The sequence below is a fragment of the Streptomyces alboflavus genome (assembly GCF_000716675.1).
Lineage (GTDB): Bacteria > Actinomycetota > Actinomycetes > Streptomycetales > Streptomycetaceae > Streptomyces > Streptomyces alboflavus.
In genome coordinates this window covers 328,942-346,315 of record NZ_JNXT01000001.1, presented here as the reverse complement: position 1 = coordinate 346,315, position 17,374 = coordinate 328,942, and the positions used below count along the sequence as shown (strand labels likewise).

Annotated in this window: 11 protein-coding genes; 3 read left to right on the top strand and 8 right to left on the bottom strand. The window is 73.6% G+C overall.

Annotation, left to right across the window (positions count from 1 at the left end; all coding sequences use genetic code 11):
• The first annotated feature begins 141 nt into the window (after positions 1-141).
• Positions 142-5,190 (top strand): HD domain-containing protein, encoded by a 5,049-nt coding sequence (locus OO63_RS01470; protein WP_051810404.1) that lies wholly within the window; start codon positions 142-144, stop codon positions 5,188-5,190.
• 33 nt (positions 5,191-5,223) lie between these two features.
• Here the strand turns inward: OO63_RS01470 and OO63_RS01465 are convergent, their stop codons facing one another.
• From OO63_RS01465 to OO63_RS01435, 7 genes are all read right to left on the bottom strand, one after another.
• On the bottom strand, positions 5,224-5,769 hold the full coding sequence (locus tag OO63_RS01465; protein ID WP_030356315.1) for an arginine repressor: 546 nt from the start codon (positions 5,767-5,769) through the stop codon (positions 5,224-5,226).
• A gap of 7 nt (positions 5,770-5,776) precedes the next feature.
• Positions 5,777-7,003 (bottom strand): acetylornithine transaminase, encoded by a 1,227-nt coding sequence (locus tag OO63_RS01460; protein ID WP_030356314.1) that lies wholly within the window; start codon positions 7,001-7,003, stop codon positions 5,777-5,779.
• Positions 7,004-7,016: 13 nt separating this feature from the next.
• Positions 7,017-7,925 (bottom strand): acetylglutamate kinase, encoded by a 909-nt coding sequence (gene argB, locus OO63_RS01455; RefSeq protein ID WP_030356313.1) that lies wholly within the window; start codon positions 7,923-7,925, stop codon positions 7,017-7,019.
• Positions 7,926-7,987: 62 nt separating this feature from the next.
• Positions 7,988-9,139 carry a bifunctional glutamate N-acetyltransferase/amino-acid acetyltransferase ArgJ gene (gene argJ / locus OO63_RS01450; protein WP_030356312.1) on the bottom strand — a complete coding sequence of 384 codons (1,152 nt, stop codon included), beginning with the start codon at positions 9,137-9,139 and terminating at the stop codon, positions 7,988-7,990.
• Positions 9,140-9,194: 55 nt separating this feature from the next.
• Positions 9,195-10,223 carry an N-acetyl-gamma-glutamyl-phosphate reductase gene (gene argC / locus OO63_RS01445; RefSeq protein WP_030356311.1) on the bottom strand — a complete coding sequence of 343 codons (1,029 nt, stop codon included), beginning with the start codon at positions 10,221-10,223 and terminating at the stop codon, positions 9,195-9,197.
• A gap of 365 nt (positions 10,224-10,588) precedes the next feature.
• Positions 10,589-12,808, bottom strand: a complete 2,220-nt coding sequence (locus OO63_RS01440; RefSeq protein ID WP_030356310.1) for an NADP-dependent isocitrate dehydrogenase — start codon at positions 12,806-12,808, stop codon at positions 10,589-10,591.
• Between the two features lie 123 nt (positions 12,809-12,931).
• On the bottom strand, positions 12,932-13,324 hold the full coding sequence (locus tag OO63_RS01435; protein ID WP_030356309.1) for a MerR family transcriptional regulator: 393 nt from the start codon (positions 13,322-13,324) through the stop codon (positions 12,932-12,934).
• 167 nt (positions 13,325-13,491) lie between these two features.
• On the opposite strand from OO63_RS01435, the gene OO63_RS01430 reads away from it, so the two are divergent.
• Positions 13,492-14,460: an SDR family NAD(P)-dependent oxidoreductase gene (locus tag OO63_RS01430; RefSeq protein WP_030356308.1), complete on the top strand. Its 969-nt coding sequence runs from the start codon at positions 13,492-13,494 to the stop codon at positions 14,458-14,460.
• Between the two features lie 10 nt (positions 14,461-14,470).
• Here OO63_RS01430 and OO63_RS01425 read toward each other — a convergent pair whose 3' ends face one another.
• Positions 14,471-16,096, bottom strand: coding sequence for an alpha/beta fold hydrolase (locus OO63_RS01425; RefSeq protein ID WP_030356307.1), 1,626 nt, complete (start codon positions 16,094-16,096; stop codon positions 14,471-14,473).
• Positions 16,097-16,339: 243 nt separating this feature from the next.
• Here OO63_RS01425 and OO63_RS01420 point away from each other — a divergent pair, with 243 nt between their 5' ends.
• Positions 16,340-17,329, top strand: a complete 990-nt coding sequence (locus OO63_RS01420; protein WP_030356306.1) for an aldo/keto reductase — start codon at positions 16,340-16,342, stop codon at positions 17,327-17,329.
• The last annotated feature ends 45 nt before the right edge of the window (positions 17,330-17,374 follow it).

The following is a 17,374-nucleotide window of genomic DNA, read 5'->3' as shown; positions in this document are numbered from 1 at the left end:
GGCAGGGCGTCGGGGCGAGGGCGGGCCTCCAGGAGAGCCGGTGCCAAGTCCGCCCGCGCGCCGCCCCGTTCGACATGGGGGTTCCGGCCGTCGTCCTCGCCCGGAAATGCGACGATAAGGCCTCGCACAGGGGGAGAGGGCATGGCACAAGCACGGACGGCGCTGCTCATCGGCGTCGGCGACACTCCGGACGCCGCACACCGCTTCGGCTCGCTCGACGCACCGGTCACCGCCGACCTGCGGGCCCTCGGCGCCGCGCTCAAGGCAGCCGGTTACGAGGTGCGGACGGTGCCGGGGGCCACGCGCGCCCAGATCATCACGACCGTCGACGAGGTGTCGCGGAACGTCCCCGAGGACGGCACCCTCCTGATCCACTTCACCGGCCACGGCATCCGCGTCGGCGACACCGACCACCTGGTCCCTGCCGACGCGCGCGCCCCGCACGCCCCCGACGCCGAGTGGACCCAGCCGTACCTGGACACGCTGGTGCCCGCCGACATCAGCCCGTACCTCACCCACTGCCGGGCGGGCACCGTGCTGTGGCTGATCGACGCGTGCCGGGGCGAGTCGGCCGACGGGGTGTTCGGCAGCAGCGTCCTGAAGGGGCAGCCGTCGGGGCGGTTCGCGCTGATGACGGCCTGCGCGGCCGGGCAGCGCTCCGGGTACTCGGCGGAGGGCAGCTTCTTCACGCTCGGGCTCGCGGAGGCCTTCCGGCCGCTCACACGGGCGCGAACCGTGCAGGAGGTCTTCGACACGGCACGGCAGCACACCCTGCGCGCCGCCCGCCTGCACGGCGCCGCCCCGCAGGAGCCGAGGCTCCACTGCGGCGCGGAGCTGGACGCCGAGGCCCGGGCGGCGGTCGTGTGCGAGGGCCGCCGGCTCCTGGAGGCCTGGCGGGAGGCCGTCGCCGACACCGCCCTGTGGGAGCGGGTCGCCGAGGACGACGCGGGGAGCGTGCCGCGGCTGCGGGACTGCCTGGCGGACCTGGTCGAGACGTGCGCGCAGGTCGTGCACCTGGCCCAGGAGCGGATGCCCGACCCGTGGGCCGACGACGACTTCCTGGTGCGTGTCGTACGCGACCAGTTGCCCCGCCTCGTCCCCAAGACGCAGACGCTTTCGGCCCTGGAGGCCGCCGCGCTGGTCGCCGCGCCGCTGCTGCACGAGGCCGCGTGGGCGCGGCGGCTGAGCCACGCCCGCGACATCAGGCCCTACACCGTCTGGCACCAGAAGGACGGCGACGCGTGGCGCCGCCACTACGAACAGGTCGCCGAGCACCACCCGCACATCAAGAAGAAGCTCTCGGACTGCTGGCGGACGGCCCGCCCCGACGAGGCGCGCGCGGTCGCCCTGTGGCTCGTGCACCGGTGGATCGCGGAGCGGTTCGTGACGGACGAGCAGCCGGTGCCCAAGGCCGATTCGACGGCGCTCGCGGACGCGCTGTGCCCGGGGCCGCGCGCCCGCGAGCTGTCCGCCGCGCTCGCCGCCCTCACCGCGGGCATCACGCTCGGCCCTCCGGCGCAGGACCGCGCCCCGCGCCCCGACCTGGCCTTCCCGCTGCCCGGCGGCGCCCGGCAGCCCCTGCGCGCCGACGAGTTGGCGGGCGTCCTGCACCTGGCCTGCGTGCTCGCCCTCGACGTCCGTACCCTCCCCGACGTCCTCGCCGAGCACCTGGCCGTCCGCGACGCCCTGCTCCCCCAGGACGCCGTCAACGCGGTGCGCGCCGCGGACTGGCACGCCGCCGACGGCGAGCTCCACCTGGACGCGGCCTGCCCGCACCCCGCGCTGCACGCCGCGTTCGCGGGCGTCATCGAGCAGGCCGACGAACTGGCGGGCGCCCTGCGGGACACGGCCCGCAGGCTGCCCGCGCCCCGGGCGGCGCTGCTCGCGGGCCTGCCCGCCCGCGTGACCGACCGCGCCCTGCGCCCGGTCGAGGACGGTGGCCGCAGGGCGTACGACGTGCCGCTGCTGCGCTTCCAGCTCGCCCAGACCGAGGTCCGCGACCTGCTCATGGGCGAGCGGATCTACGACGGCGAGCCGGACCTCGCCCTGCGCGAGCTGTACCAGAACGCGATGGACGCCTGCCGCCACCGCGCGATGCGCCACCGCTACCTGGAGAGCAGGGGCGCCCGTCCGGCGCCCTGGGCGGGCCGCATCACCTTCGTCGAGGGCGAGGACGACCGCGGCCGCTATGTGGAGTGCCGCGACAACGGCGTCGGCATGGGCCTCGACCAGCTCAAGAACACCTTCACCAAGGCGGGCCGCCGCTTCGAGCAGTCCCGCGCCTTCCGCCAGGAACAGGCGACCTGGCACCGCCACGACCCGGCCCTGCGCCTCTACCCCAACAGCCGTTTCGGCATCGGCGTGTTCAGCTACTTCATGCTGGCCGAGGAGATGACGGTGGTGACCCGCCCCGTCGGCACCGACGGCATCCCGGCGCGGTCGGCGCTGCGCGTGGACATCCCGGGCAGCGCGAACCTGTTCCGCGTCCAGGAACACGACGACGCGTGCGCGGAGGACGGCGACGGACTCCTGGAGGGCGGCACCCGGGTGCGGCTGTATCTGCGGGACTCGGCGGCCGTGTCCGCGATCTCGGCGGTGGAGACGCTGGACCGTCTCGTCAAGGTGAGCGAGTTCGCGCTGGAGGTGCGGGACGCGGCGGGCCGGGGGCGGGAGTGGGAGCCCGGGTTGCTGCGCCACGCGCCGACGGACGACGGGCGGCCGAGGTGCGTCGAGGCCGTTCCCGGGGTGCTGTGGTGGGTGAACGGGCAGGGCGCGATCCTGTGCGACGGCATCGGGACCGACAAGAAGCCCTTCGGCTACGTACTCAATCTGACGGGCCCGCAGGCGGGCACGCTCAGTCTCAACCGCAAGAGGCTCCAGTCGTACGACGCGAGCTGGGAGGCCGAGCAGTGGGCGCGGGGCGCGGACGTGCTCGCCGGCTGGCCTGGTCTGACCATGGCGTGGCTGTGGCGTCTTGAGCACGAGAACCTGGCGGCGGCCCGCGCGGTGTGGGGGCGATGGCGCGGCCGTGGGGTGGCGGTGCGCGACACCAGGCCCTGGGGCACGGCCCTGGACCTCGACTCCACGGGCTGGTTCCGCTGGGACGAGTTCGTCGAGGAGCGCAGGGCCCGGGGCAACTTCTCGCGGGACTGGCCGGAGGCCGTGCGTCCGTGGCGGGCCGCGGTGCTCGGCAGCACGCCGCCGTCCCGTGAGGCGCCACCCGCGTCGACCGCCGGGCACCCGGTGCCCGAGCCCGGCTGGGCGGCCGTCGCCCACGGGGTGCCCTCGGGCTGGGACAGCGGAGTCCTGGTCGACCGGAGCCCGCTCGACTGGCGGGTGGCCGTCGCGCTCGCGGGCGAGGCGGACATGACGGTCCGTGAGGTGGTGCGCGCGGCGCGGGCGCTGCGGCTCGTCCACCCGGTCCTGAAGCCGCCCCCGGTCCTGCGGGGCGCCGCCGGCGACGACCTGGACTGGACGCCCGGCCTGCACGACATGAGCATCGTCCGCGGCCTGCTGCCCCGACGCGCGCGCCGGGACTGGGGGCGGACGGCCGAGGAGGAGAGCGACTACGAGCACGCGCCGGACGACCTCGGCGGCCTGGTCCGTGCCTCGCGCACCCTGGGAGAGCCGCTGGGCCGCCTGGCCGAGAGGTGTGCCCGGTTCGCGCCGTTCCTCGCCTCCGCGCCGCCCGTCGCACCCGGCCACCACGCCGACCACGTGTGCGACCGATCGGATCTGTCGCTGCTCTACCGGAAGGGCCCGCGGGGCTGGCGCCGCGTCCAGTGGCCGTGGGACGTCGTCGCCGTCGCGGACACGCAGGGGCTCCCGCCCGAGGAGGTGCGGCAGCGGCTCGCGCGGTTCGCGTGGCTCGGCTGGTCGGTCCCCGACGCGGAGTCCGTGCGGCGGTGGACCGACGTACCCTGGGAGATCTCCGCGGTGCTGCAGAACTACTGCGCGCCGGGCCAGGACGGCCGCCTCGCGCTCCCCTGGGCGGCCACGTTCGAGCTGGCCTCGGAGTGGGAGATCACGCTGCGCAAGGCGGAGAAGGAGATCGCGCGCTGGGCGGACCACCTCGGCATCGCCTGCACCCGGCACCATCGGGAGAAGTCGGCGGCGGGCCGGGTGATCCCGGTCCCGGAGACCGCGAGCGTGCTCGCGTCCGCCCACGCGGAGGGGCTCGTCCTCGAGAACGGTCTGACGCTGCGCGACCTCGCGTTCGCCCGGCCGCACGAGGTGTCCTGGGACGACCTCGCCGTCGTCCTTGAGGACCTGCGGGAGGCCGGGGCGGACGTGCCCGCGGCGAGCGGACTCCTGCGGGCGTGGGAGGAGCTGCCGGTGCCGAGCCGGTACGCGTTCTCCGGCACCAACCCTTCGTGGGACGCCGCCGACTACCCGGTCCTGCCGACGGCCGACATCCTCTTCGCGTCGTGCATCGACCTGAAGACGCCCCTGTCGACCATGTGGAAGACGGCCCGCCGCGAGGCGAAGCGCGTGGGCCTCACCGTGCCCGAACTCCCGGCGGCGCTGGCCGGGTTCCGGCCCGAGCGCGAGGAGAGCCAGGCGCTGCTCGACTGGGGCGACGACGAGCAGTACGAAGAGTGGTTCGAGTCCCCCCGCTGGACCGCGCTGACCGCCGGGCGCCTCGTCGCGTACGCCCGCAGCCACCACATCGGCGCCCGGTCGGCGTACGAACGCCTCTCGCCCCTCCGCGACCTTGGCGCCCTGATCCCCGAGCTGAGCCCGGCCGACCTCGCGGGCCTGCCCGCCGACGCACCCGACGCGTGGGACGCCGTCGCCGTCGGCGCCGACCACCGCGTCTCCGCCCCGGGTGCCCCGCTCTGCCCCCTGGACCTGGTGAGCCTCGCCGGGCGCCTGGGCGAGCCGGTCGCGCGCACCTGGGAGCGCGTCGTCCCGTACCTCCCCCTGGAGGCAGCACCCCCGGTCCTCGACCCGGCGACCGTCCCCGACGAACTCCCGCTCTGGCAGGACCTGATCGTCCTGTCCGTGCACGCGGACGGCGCGCTGCCCGCGCTCGGCGGGCGGGTCACCCCGGACCAGATCCGGTTCGCCGCCGACGCGGTGGGCGAGAGCGCGGAGTGGGTCGGGGACCGCCTCGGGCGCTACGCGGCGCTGTTCGGCCTGGAGCTGCCCGAGGCGGCACGCGGCCCGGAGCCCTCCGAGGAGTCATGAGCAACCGTCCCCCAAGGCTCCGGACGCCAGGAACTAGTGCTCGTTGGACGCCAGCCGCAGCAGATGGTCCGCCAGCGCCTGTCCCCCGCTCGGCTCCCTGCTGATCAGCATCACCGTGTCGTCGCCCGCGATCGTCCCGAGGATGTCGTGGAGCTCGGCCTGGTCGATGGCGGAGGCGAGGAACTGGGCGGCGCCGGGCGGGGTGCGCAGGACGACGAGGTTGGCCGAGGCCTCCGCGGAGATGAGGAGTTCCACGGAGAGGCGCCGCATGCGCTGCTCCTTGGCCGACTCGCCGAGCGGCGCGCGCGGGGTGCGGAAGCCGCCCTCGCTGGGCACGGCGTAGATCAGGTCGCCCTCGGTGTTGCGGATCTTGACGGCGTTCAGCTCGTCGAGGTCCCGGGAGAGGGTGGCCTGGGTGACGGTCAGGCCGTCGTCGGCCAGGAGCTTGGCCAGCTGGCTCTGCGAGCGCACCGGCTGCCGGTTGAGGATGTCCACGATCCGGCGGTGGCGTGCGGTGCGGGTCTGCGGCACGGCGGGTCCCGCGTGCTCGGCCGGCCCGTTGTCCTGCGCGTGACTCATCGTCGTCTCATTCCCCGGATCGTCGGTCCCCGTTGGCCGCGTCGGCTGCGTCGGCCGCGGCTGCCTGGTCGAGGACGCCGGGCAGGGCCCGGAGGAAGGCGTCCACCTCGTCGTCGCGCACGTTCAGCGGCGGCATCAGCCGTACGACATCGGGGGCGGGCGCGTTGACCAGGAAGCCGGCGTCCTGAGCCGCCTGCTGTACCTGGACTGCCAGCGGCTCGGTGAGCACGATACCCAGCAGCAGGCCCGCACCCCTGACATGGTCGACCGTCGCGTGCCCCGCTGACTCGATTCCGTCGCGCAGCTTCTCGCCCGCGCGCTTGGTGTTCTCGAGGAGGCCCTCGGCCATGACGGTGTCGATGACGGCGAGACCGGCGGCGCAGGCGACGGGGTTGCCGCCGAACGTCGTGCCGTGGTGGCCGGGCTTCAGGAGTTCGGCCGTCGGGCCGAACGCCACGGTCGCGCCGAGCGGCAGGCCGCCGCCGAGGCCCTTGGCGAGCGTGACGACGTCCGGGTCGACGCCCTCCTGCGCGAGATGCGCGAACCAGTGGCCGGTACGGCCGATTCCGGTCTGCACCTCGTCGAGGACGAGCAGTGTCCCGGTGGCGCGGGTGATCTCGCGGGCCGCCTTGAGATAGCCGGCGGGCGGGACGACGGCGCCGTTCTCGCCCTGGATCGGCTCGATGATCACGAAGGCGGTGTCCTCGGTGACGGCGGCGCGCAGGGCCTCCACGTCGCCGTACGGGACGTGGGTGACGTCGCCGGGCAGTGGCAGGAACGGCTCCTGCTTGCCGGGCTGGCCGGTGAGGGCGAGGGCGCCCATGGTGCGGCCGTGGAAGCCGCCGTCGGTGGCGACCATGTGCGGGCGGCCCGTCAGCCGGCCGATCTTGAACGCGCCCTCGTTGGCCTCGGCGCCCGAGTTGCAGAAGAACACCCGTCCTTCGCGGCCGAAGAGGTCGAGCAGCCGCTCGGCGAGCGCGACGGGCGGCTCGGCGACGAACAGGTTGGAGACGTGGCCGAGCGCGGCGATCTGCCGGGACACGGCCTCCACGATCGCGGGGTGGCCGTGGCCGAGCGCGTTCACGGCGATGCCGCCGACGAAGTCGGTGTACTCCTTGCCGTCGGCGTCCCACAGCTTGCTGCCCGCGCCGCGCACCAGCGGGATGCGGGGCGTGCCGTAGTTGTCCATCAGCGCGCCCTGCCAGCGCCGGGTCAGCTCCTGATTGGTGGTCATACCGGTCCCCCTCTTATGGCTCGCTCAGTTCGTCCGGCACGACCATCGTGCCGATTCCCTCGTCGGTGAAGATCTCCAGCAGGATGGAGTGCTGGACGCGCCCGTCGATGACGCGCGCGGTGTGCACGCCGTTGCGGACGGCGTGCAGGCAGCCCTGCATCTTCGGCACCATGCCGCTGGACAGCTCGGGGATGAGCTTCTCCAGCTCGGTGGCGGTCAGCCTGCTGATGACGTCGTCGCTGTGGGGCCAGTCCTCGTACAGGCCCTCCACGTCGGTGAGCACCATCAGCGTCTCGGCACCAAGCGCCGCAGCGAGTGCCGCAGCCGCCGTATCAGCATTGACGTTGTAGACATGCCCCTTGCCGCCTTCGTCCTGGGAGCGGGCGATCGAGGAGACGACCGGGATGCGGCCGTCCGCGAGCAGCGCCTCGATGGCGCCGGTGTCGATCTCGGTGACCTCGCCGACCTGGCCGATGTCGACCAGCTCACCCTCGATCAGCGGCCGGTGCCGGGTCGCGGTGATGGTGTGGGCGTCCTCGCCGGTGAGGCCGACGGCGAGGGGGCCGTGTTCGTTGAGCAGCCCCACGAGCTCGCGCTGCACCTGCCCGGCGAGGACCATCCGGACGACGTCCATGGCCTCGGGCGTCGTCACCCGAAGTCCCGCCTTGAACTCGCTGACCAGGCCCTGTTTGTCGAGCTGGGCGCTGATCTGCGGGCCGCCGCCGTGCACGACGACCGGGCGCAGTCCGGCGTGGTGCAGGAACACCACGTCCTGGGCGAACGCGGCCTTGAGGTCCTTGTCCACCATGGCGTTGCCGCCGAACTTGATGACGACGGTCTTGCCGCGGTGACGGGTCAGCCAGGGCAGCGCCTCGATCAGGATCTCGGCCTTGGGCAGTGCGGTGTGCTTGCGGGTGTTCATGGGGCTTTCCAGGTGGGAGGGCGTACCGCGCGAAGGGGAACGGGCGGGCCGCGGGGTACGCGCTAGGAGGAGTACGCGCTGTTCTCGTGGACGTAGTCGGCGGTGAGGTCATTGGCCCAGATGACGGCGGACGCGGACCCGGCGGCGAGGTCGGCGGTGATCCGCACCTCGCGGTAACGCATGTCGACCAGGTCGCGGTCCTCGCCCACCGAGCCGTTCTTGCAGACCCAGACGTCGTTGATGGCGACGTTCAGGCGGTCCGGCTCAAAGGCGGCCGACGTGGTGCCGATCGCGGAGAGCACCCGGCCCCAGTTGGGGTCCTCGCCGTGGATGGCGCACTTGAGGAGGTTGTTGCGGGCGATGGAGCGGCCCACCTCGACGGCGTCGTCCTCGTCGGCCGCGCCGATCACCTCGATGCGGATGTCCTTGCTGGCGCCCTCGGCGTCGCCGATGAGCTGGCGGGCCAGGTCGTCGCAGACCGCGCGGACGGCCTCGGCGAACTCCGCGTACTCCGGGGCCACTCCGGCGGCGCCGGAGGCCAGCAGCAGCACCGTGTCGTTGGTCGACATGCAGCCGTCGGAGTCGACCCGGTCGAAGGTGAGGCGGGTCGCCTCGCGCAGGGCCTTGTCCAGGTCGGGGGCCGGGACGTCGGCGTCGGTGGTGAGCACGACGAGCATCGTGGCGAGGCCGGGGGCGAGCATGCCCGCGCCCTTGGCCATGCCGCCGACCGTCCAGCCCGCGCCCTCGGCCACGGCCGTCTTGTGCACGCTGTCGGTGGTCTTGATGGCGATGGCGGCCTTCTCGCCGCCGTGCGCGGACAGGGCCGCGGCCGCCGTCTCGACGCCCGGCAGGAGCTTGTCCATGGGGAGCGTCACGCCGATGAGTCCGGTGGACGCGACGGCGACCTCGCCCGCGTTCACGCCGAGGGTGGCGGCTACCTTCTCGGCCGTGGCGTGCGTGTCCTGGAAGCCCCGCGGGCCCGTGCAGGCGTTGGCGCCGCCGGAGTTGAGGACGACCGCGGACACCTGCCCGCCCTTGACGACCTGCTCGGACCACAGGACGGGCGCGGCCTTCACGCGGTTGGACGTGAAGACGCCCGCGGCGGCCAGGCGGGGACCGTCGTTGACCACGAGGGCCAGGTCCGGGTTGCCGCTCTCCTTGATCCCGGCGGCGATCCCCGCCGCCCGGAATCCCTTGGCTGCCGTGACACTCACTGCGACTCCTTGTCGGCGGTACTCGGATGCGGCCCGGCGGCCGCGGGCGCGCCGCTCACGGCGCGACCCCGATGGTGGGCAGCCCCAGCTCCTCCGGGAGGCCCAGGGCGATGTTCATGCTCTGCACCGCGCCACCGGCGGTGCCCTTGGTGAGGTTGTCGATGGCGCTGATCACGATCACGCGGCCGGACGCCGGGTCGTGGGCGGCCTGGACGTGCACGACGTTGGAGCCGTAGACCGAGGCGGTGGCGGGCCACTGGCCCTCGGGGAGCAGCTGCACGAACGGTTCGTCGGCGAAGGCCTTCTCGTACGTCGCGCGGACGCTCTCCGCGGTCGCGCCCGGCTTGGCCTTGGCGCTGCACGTGGCGAGGATGCCGCGCGGCATCGGGGCCAGGGTCGGCGTGAAGGACACCGTGACGCGGGTGCCCGCGGCGGCGCTCAGGTTCTGGATCATCTCCGGCGTGTGCCGGTGCGCCCCGCCCACGCCGTACGGCGACATGGAGCCCATGACCTCGGAGCCGAGCAGGTGCGGCTTGGCCGCCTTGCCCGCGCCGGAGGTCCCGGACGCCGCGACGATCACCGCCTCGTCCTCGACGAGCCCGGCGGCGTACGCGGGGAAGAGCGCGAGCGAGACGGCCGTGGGATAGCACCCCGGGACCGCGACGCGCTTGCTGCCCGCGAGGGCGGCGCGGGCGCCGGGCAGCTCGGGCAGGCCGTAGGGCCAGGTGCCCGCGTGGGCGCTGCCGTAGAACTTCTCCCAGTCGGCCGCGTCCTTGAGGCGGAAGTCCGCGCCCATGTCGACGACGAGCACGTCCGGGCCGAGCTGTTCGGCGACGGAGGCGGACTGGCCGTGCGGCAGGGCGAGGAAGACGACGTCGTGTCCGGCCAGGCTCTCGGCGGTGGTCGGCTCCAGGACGCGCTCGGCGAGCGGGGCCAGGTGCGGCTGGAGCGCGCCCAGGCGCTCGCCCGCGTTCGAGTGGGCGGTGAGGGTGCCGATCTCGACCTCGGGGTGCACGGCGAGGAGCCTCAGCAGCTCGCCGCCCGCGTATCCGCTCGCTCCCGCGACCGCTGCGCGTACCGTCATGGATTCCTCCTGCGTGGATGGCATGAATATACATTGCGCCGCACGTTTATACAATGGGGATCCGCGCCGCCCGCTGACACCGGCTGTCGGTGAGGCGCCGCCCGGGCCCGCTCCGCGGGCCGCGTCCCGTCCCCCCGGGTGACCGGCGCCCGCCCATCATGGCACCGGGGCGGCGCGGACCGGCAGGAACGGCTGACAGTTCAGATGCCTGAAGGAACAGTGCGGGCAGGGCATGGCGCCCCCCCGGGACCGGGGCAGACACCACCGGACCCCGGGCCGCCTCACACGCACGACCGCCCCGGTCGGCGGCTGCCGACCGGGGCGGTGCACACGCGGGGCGCCGGGCGCGCGGGGCGCCGGGCGCGTCAGGCGAGCGAGGCGATCGCCTGGTTGAACGTGGCCGACGGGCGCATGACCGCGGAGGCCTTGGCCGGGTCGGGCTGGTAGTAGCCGCCGATGTCGGCCGGCTTGCCCTGGGCGGCGATCAGCTCGTCGACGATCGTCTGCTCCTGCTCGGTCAGCGTCTTGGCGAGCGGGCCGAACGCCTCGGCGAGCTGGGCGTCGTCGGTCTGCTTGGCCAGCTCCTGGGCCCAGTACAGGGACAGGTAGAAGTGGCTGCCGCGGTTGTCGATGCCACCCAGCTTGCGGCTCGGCGACTTGTTCTCCTCCAGGAAGGTCGCCGTCGCGCGGTCCAGGGTGTCCGCGAGGACCTGGGCGCGGGCGTTGCCCGTGGTCTGCGCGAGGTGCTCGAAGGACACCGCGAGCGCGAGGAACTCGCCGAGGCTGTCCCAGCGCAGGTAGTCCTCCTTGACGAGCTGCTGCACGTGCTTGGGCGCGGAGCCGCCGGCGCCGGTCTCGAACAGGCCGCCGCCGTTCATCAGCGGGACCACCGAGAGCATCTTGGCGCTGGTGCCGAGCTCCAGGATCGGGAACAGGTCGGTGAGGTAGTCACGCAGGACGTTGCCGGTGACGGAGATCGTGTTGAGGCCCTCGCGGATGCGCTCCACGGACAGCTTGGTGGCCTCGACCGGGGACAGGACCTTGATGTCCAGGCCCTCGGTGTCGAACTCCGGCAGGTACGCCTCGACCTTGGCGATCAGGTTGGCGTCGTGGGCGCGGGTCGCGTCCAGCCAGAAGACGGCCGGGTCGCCGGTGGCGCGGGCGCGGCTGACGGCCAGCTTCACCCAGTCCTTGATCGGGGCGTCCTTGGTCTGGCAGGCGCGGAAGATGTCGCCCTCGGAGACCGGCTGCTCGATGAGGACGTCGCCCTCGGCGTCGACCAGGCGGACCGTGCCGGTGGTGGCGATCTCGAAGGTCTTGTCGTGGGAGCCGTACTCCTCGGCCTTCTGCGCCATCAGACCGACGTTCGGGACCGAGCCCATCGTGGACGGGTCGTAGGCGCCGTTGGCACGGCAGTCGTCGATGACGACCTGGTAGACGCCCGCGTAGGACGAGTCCGGGATGACCGCGAGGGTGTCGGCCTCGCCGCCGTTCTTGTCCCACATGTGGCCGGAGGTGCGGATCATGGCCGGCATGGAGGCGTCGACGATGACGTCGGACGGCACGTGCAGGTTGGTGATGCCGCGGTCGGAGTCGACCATCGCCAGGTCCGGGCCCTCGCCCAGCTCGGCCTCGAAGGACGCCTTGATCTCGGCGCCGTTCGGGAGCGCCTCCAGGCCCTTGTAGATGCCGCCGAGGCCGTCGTTCGGGGTGAGACCGGCCGCGGCCAGGTCGGCGCCGAAGGCCGCGAACGTCTTCGGGAAGAAGGCGCGTACGACGTGGCCGAAGACGATCGGGTCGGAGACCTTCATCATCGTCGCCTTGAGGTGCACCGAGAACAGCACGCCGTCGGCCTTGGCCTTGGCGACCTGCGCGGTCAGGAACTCGCGCAGGGCGGCGACGCGCATCACGGAGGCGTCGACGACCTCGCCGGCGAGGACCGGCACGGACTCGCGCAGGACCGTGGTGGAGCCGTTGTCGCCGACCAGCTCGATCTTGAGGGCGCCGGCCTTCTCGATCACGACAGACTTCTCCGTCGAGCGGAAGTCGTTCTCCCCCATGGTGGCGACGTTCGTCTTGGAGTCGCCCGTCCAGGCGCCCATGCGGTGCGGGTGCGCCTTGGCGTAGTTCTTGACCGACGCGGGGGCGCGGCGGTCGGAGTTGCCCTCGCGCAGGACCGGGTTGACCGCGGAGCCCTTGACCTTGTCGTAGCGGGCGCGGATGTCGCGCTCCTCGTCGGTCTTCGGGTCGTCCGGGTAGTCCGGGAGCGCGTAGCCCTGCTCCTGCAGCTCGGCGACGGCGGCCTTCAGCTGCGGGATGGACGCCGAGATGTTCGGCAGCTTGATGATGTTCGCCTGCGGCGTCTTGGCCAGCTCACCCAGCTCGGCGAGCGCGTCGTCGATGCGCTGGCCCGCCTCCAGGTGCTCGGGGAAGCTCGCGATGATCCGGCCCGCCAGGGAGATGTCACGGGTCTCGACGCTCACACCGGCGGTGGAGGCGTACGCCTGGATCACCGGCAGGAAGGAATGCGTCGCGAGGGCGGGGGCCTCGTCAGTGTGTGTGTAGATGATGGTCGAGTCAGTCACCGGGTGCTCCGCTCCACGTCTGCAACATTGCTCGACATCAAGATATCTCGTGCGGACGGGGGCGCTGACAGGGCCCTCGTCCGAGTTCCGGTCACGGTGCGGAGCCGCGCCCACGGCGTCCGGTCACCGGGACGGCGTCGGCGCCCACACCCCCGCCGCCGTGCCCTCGCGCACGTGCTTCTCGTACGCGACGACCTTGCCGTGGATGATCTCCAGGCTCGCGCCGAGCTCGGCGATCCGGGCGCGGACGGCCCGCTCGTGGGTCTGGAGCAGGGCGAGCCGTTCGGCCTCGTTCCCCGGGCCCGAGCGGACAAGTCCGGCAAACCGCTTCAGTTCGGCGATCGGCATGCCGGACTCCCGCAGCCGGTTGCAGAGGCCGAGCCACTCCACGTCGGCGGGCTCGTACACGCGCCGCCCGCCGGCGGTCCGGGGAACGGGCCGCAGGAACAGCTCCTCGCGCTCGAAGAAGCGGAGGGCGTGGACGCTGAGGCCGGTGGCGTCGGCGACCTCGCCGATGGAGAGCCCGGCGGGCGCTGCGCCGGGCGCGGAGCCAGGTGGACCGGTGGGCTTGCCCTCGTCCGTGTCGGCCACCCGCACATCCCCTTCCGCACCGAGCTTGATCGCGCATCTCCTTCCGCACCGAGCTTGATCTAGATCGCAGTCTAGGTTCTAGCGTCCCGCCCATGACGAAAAGCACCACCGCCCAGCGCCCCCTCGGCTCCGGCCACGACGCCCGCAGCACCGCCGACGACGTCCTGAGGGGCGTCGACCTGACCGGCAGGACCGCCGTGATCACCGGCGGCTACTCCGGGCTCGGCCTCGAAGCCACCCACGCCCTCGCCCGCGCCGGAGCCCACGTGATCGTCCCGGCGCGCAGGCCGCGGCAGGCGGCGGCCGCCCTCAGCGACACCCCCGGCACGGAGGTCGTCGCCCTCGACCTCGCGGACCTCGACAGCGTCCGCGCCTTCGCCGACGGCGTCCTCGCGAGCGGCCGCACCGTCGACGTCCTGATCACGAACGCGGGCATCATGGCCTGCCCCGAGACCCGCGTCGGCCCCGGCTGGGAGGCCCACTTCGCGGTGAACCACCTCGGCCACTTCGCCCTGGTCAACCGCCTCCTCCCGGCCCTCACGCCGGGCCGTGCCCGGGTCGTCTCGGTCGCGTCCTCCGGCCACTTCCTCTCCGACATCCGCTGGGACGACCCGCACTTCCGCGACTCCCCCTACGACCCGTGGCTCGCCTACGCCCAGTCCAAGACGGCGAACGCCCTGTTCGCCCGGCGCCTGGACGCCCTCGCCGGTGACCGGGGCCCGCGCGCCTTCGCCGTGCACCCGGGCAGCATCCTCACCCCGCTCCAGCGCCACGTCCCGCGCGAGGAGCAGATCGCGCAGGGCTGGATGGACCGCGACGGCAGGCCCGCCGACGGCTTCAAGTCCCCGGCGCAGGGCGCGGCGACGGCCGTGTGGGCGGCCACGTCCCCGCTCCTTGAGGGCCATGGCGGCGCCTACTGCCAGGACTGCGACATCGCGGGGCCCGCCACGAGCGACGACATGCTGATCGGCGGCGTCAAGCCCTGGGCGGTGGACCCGGCCGCTGCGGCCAGGCTGTGGGAGCTGTCCGCGGAACTCACCGGGCTCGACGCCTTCGCGTGAACCCCGCGGGTCAGCCGACGCGCGGAGCCGGGCACTCCCGGTCGCGGTCCGGCAGCTCGCCGCCCCCGAGGTAGTCGTTGACGGCGCGGTCGGCGCACGGCACGGGGGTCAGCCCGTCGACCTCGCGGCCATACACGCCGTGGCCGCGGATGTCGGTGGCCACCAGGCGGGAGCCGCGCAGCGCGCGGTGCATGGCGAGCGCGTCCGCGAAGCGCGTGTGGTCGCGCCTGGCCTGGAGCATCAGGACGGGCACGTCGTTGTCGACGGTCACGGCGGGCTCGCGCGGCGGCTCCGCGAAGAACGGGCACGGTGCCGTGATCCCGTTCACGAACGGGCCGAAGACGGGCTCGGTGGCACGGCTGCGCACGCTGTTGCGCCAGTACGTCTCCGTGGCCATCGGCCAGCCCCCGGCGGGCCAGCCGCCGTCGCCGCACATGAAGAACATGCCGCCGAGCATGCTGTCCGCGGCCTCGGGCGAGTTCAGCATCTTCAGCATCGCGGCGAGTTCGGGTCCCGGTTCGGTCAGTTCGCCGCGGTCGGCGGCGACGAGGTCGCGTACCAGGGAGGCCACCGTCGCGTCGTTCTCCGCCTGCGTCAGCGGCTGCTTGAGGATCATCCGCAGCAGCGGCGCGGTCAGGCGCTGCCCGGCCACGGGGAGCGGCCGCCGCTCGGCGTGGGCGAGGACCTCTTCGACGTGTGCGCGCACACGGTCGGCGGTGCGGCCGAGCCGGTACGTCGTGTGGTGCCGCGCCGTCCAGGCGGCCCACTCGTCCAGGGCCCGCTCGGCGGGCGCCCCCGACCGCTGGAACTGCTCGTACTGCGTCGCGGCCGGGTCGGTGACGGAGTCGACGACGAACCGGTCGACGCGGCCCGGGAACAGCTGCGCGTACGTGGCGCCCAGGTCGGCGCCGTAGGACACGCCGTAGTACGAGAGGGTGCGCTGTCCGAGGGCCGCCCGGATCACGTCCATGTCGCGGGCCACGTCGCGCGACGAGGCGTGCGGCAGGAGGGCGGCGTTGTCGCCGCGCGCGTGGCAGCGGCGCGCGTCCTGGCGGGCGGCGCGCACCGCCGCGTCGAAGTCTGCGCGCGGGCTCGTCGTCGCGGGCGGGGCGGGTGTGCGGGCGGGGTCGCAGGTGATCGGGCTGCTCTCGCCGAGGAAGCGCGGGTCGAAGCCGATCAGGTCGTAGCGGCCCGCGACGTCCTTGAGGGCGGGGCGCAGCGCGAGGGTGTACGCGAGTCCGGTGCCGCCGGGTCCGCCGGGGTTGGAGAGGAGGACACCGCGGCGCTCGGACCGGGGCGCGGTCGCCTTGATCCGGGACACGGCGACGGTGAGGGTGCGGCCGCCGGGGTCGGCGTGGTCGAGCGGGACGGTGACGTCGGCGCAGCGCGCGCCCGCGGCGTTCAGCTCTTTCTGGGAGGCGGGGCAGGGTCCCCACGTCAGGTGCTGGTCGCGGTACTTGGGGAGTGCGGCGGCTCCTGCGGGGCCTGCCTCCGACGGCGCCGATGGTCCGGTCGACGCGGCGCGACCGGCGGGGGCCGGTTGCGGGGGACGCTCCGCCAGGGCCTGCGCGGGCAGGACACCTGTAAGGACAGCGGCGAGGCCGAGCCCGGCGGTGGTCGTGGTTCTGGCGCGCATCGTGCTCCTCGGGGGCGTGCGGGCGGTGCTCGCGGTCCGGTCGGCCGGTCGGCGGCGGTCCGGAGGCGGTCCGCTCACGACGCTACGAACCCGCGCCGCGGACGACCATCCGGCGAGCCGCAGCCCGGCCCCTGGGGACAGCCCCCGTACGCCCGCCACCACCCCCCGAAATCTGTTTGCGCTGAAGCGCACTCCAACTCCTAGGGTCACGCCCAAGCACACCGCTCCACCAGGAGGTACGACATGACCGGCATGCCCACCCGCAGGCTCGGCGCCCTCACGGTCTCCGCCCAGGGACTCGGCTGTATGGGGATGAGCGATGCCTACGGCACCTCGGACGACGCCACGTCGATCGCCACCGTCCACCGCGCGCTCGACCTCGGCGTCACCCTGCTCGACACCTCCGACTACTACGGCAACGGGCACAACGAGGAGCTGCTCGGCCGCGCCCTCGCGGGCCACCGGCGCGAACAGGCCGTCCTCGCCACGAAGTTCGGCTTCGCCAACCGCCTCGGCGAGCCCACGCGGATCCGGGGCGACGCCGCGTACGTACGCGAGGCCTGCGACGCCTCCCTGCGCCGCCTCGGCGTCGACCACATCGACCTCTACTACGTGCACCGCGTCGCCCCGGACGTGCCGATCGAGGAGACCGTCGGCGCGATGGCCGAGCTCGTCGCCGCCGGGAAGGTACGCCACCTCGGTCTCTCGGAGGCGAGCGCGCGCACGATCCGGCGCGCCCACGCCGTGCACCCCATCGCGGCACTGCAGAGCGAGTGGTCGCTGTGGACCCGGGACCTCCAGGACGAGATCGCGCCGGTCTGCCGGGAGCTCGGCATCGGCGTCGTGCCGTTCTCGCCGCTCGGCCGTGGCTTCCTGACCGGTCGCCTGACCTCCGTCGACAGCCTGGAGGAGGGCGACATGCGGCGCACCCAGCCGCGGTTCGCCGACGGCAACCTGAAGCGCAACCTCGCGATCGTCGACGCCCTGAACGACCTCGCGGCCCGGCGCGGAGTCACGGCAGGGCAGCTCGCGCTCGCCTGGGTGCAGCACCGCGGCGACGACGTGGTGCCGATCCCGGGCACGCGCCGCCAGAAGTACCTGGAGGAGAACGTGGCCGCCACCACCCTCGAACTGTCCGCCGACGAGCTGGCCGCGATCGAGGCGGCGGCCCCGGCGGACCGCGTCGCCGGGACCCGCTACGACGAGAACAGCCTGTCGATCGTCGACAAGTAGACCGGGGTAGCCTGCGGGCATGCCTCCTGCCCCCGGCCCCGCCTC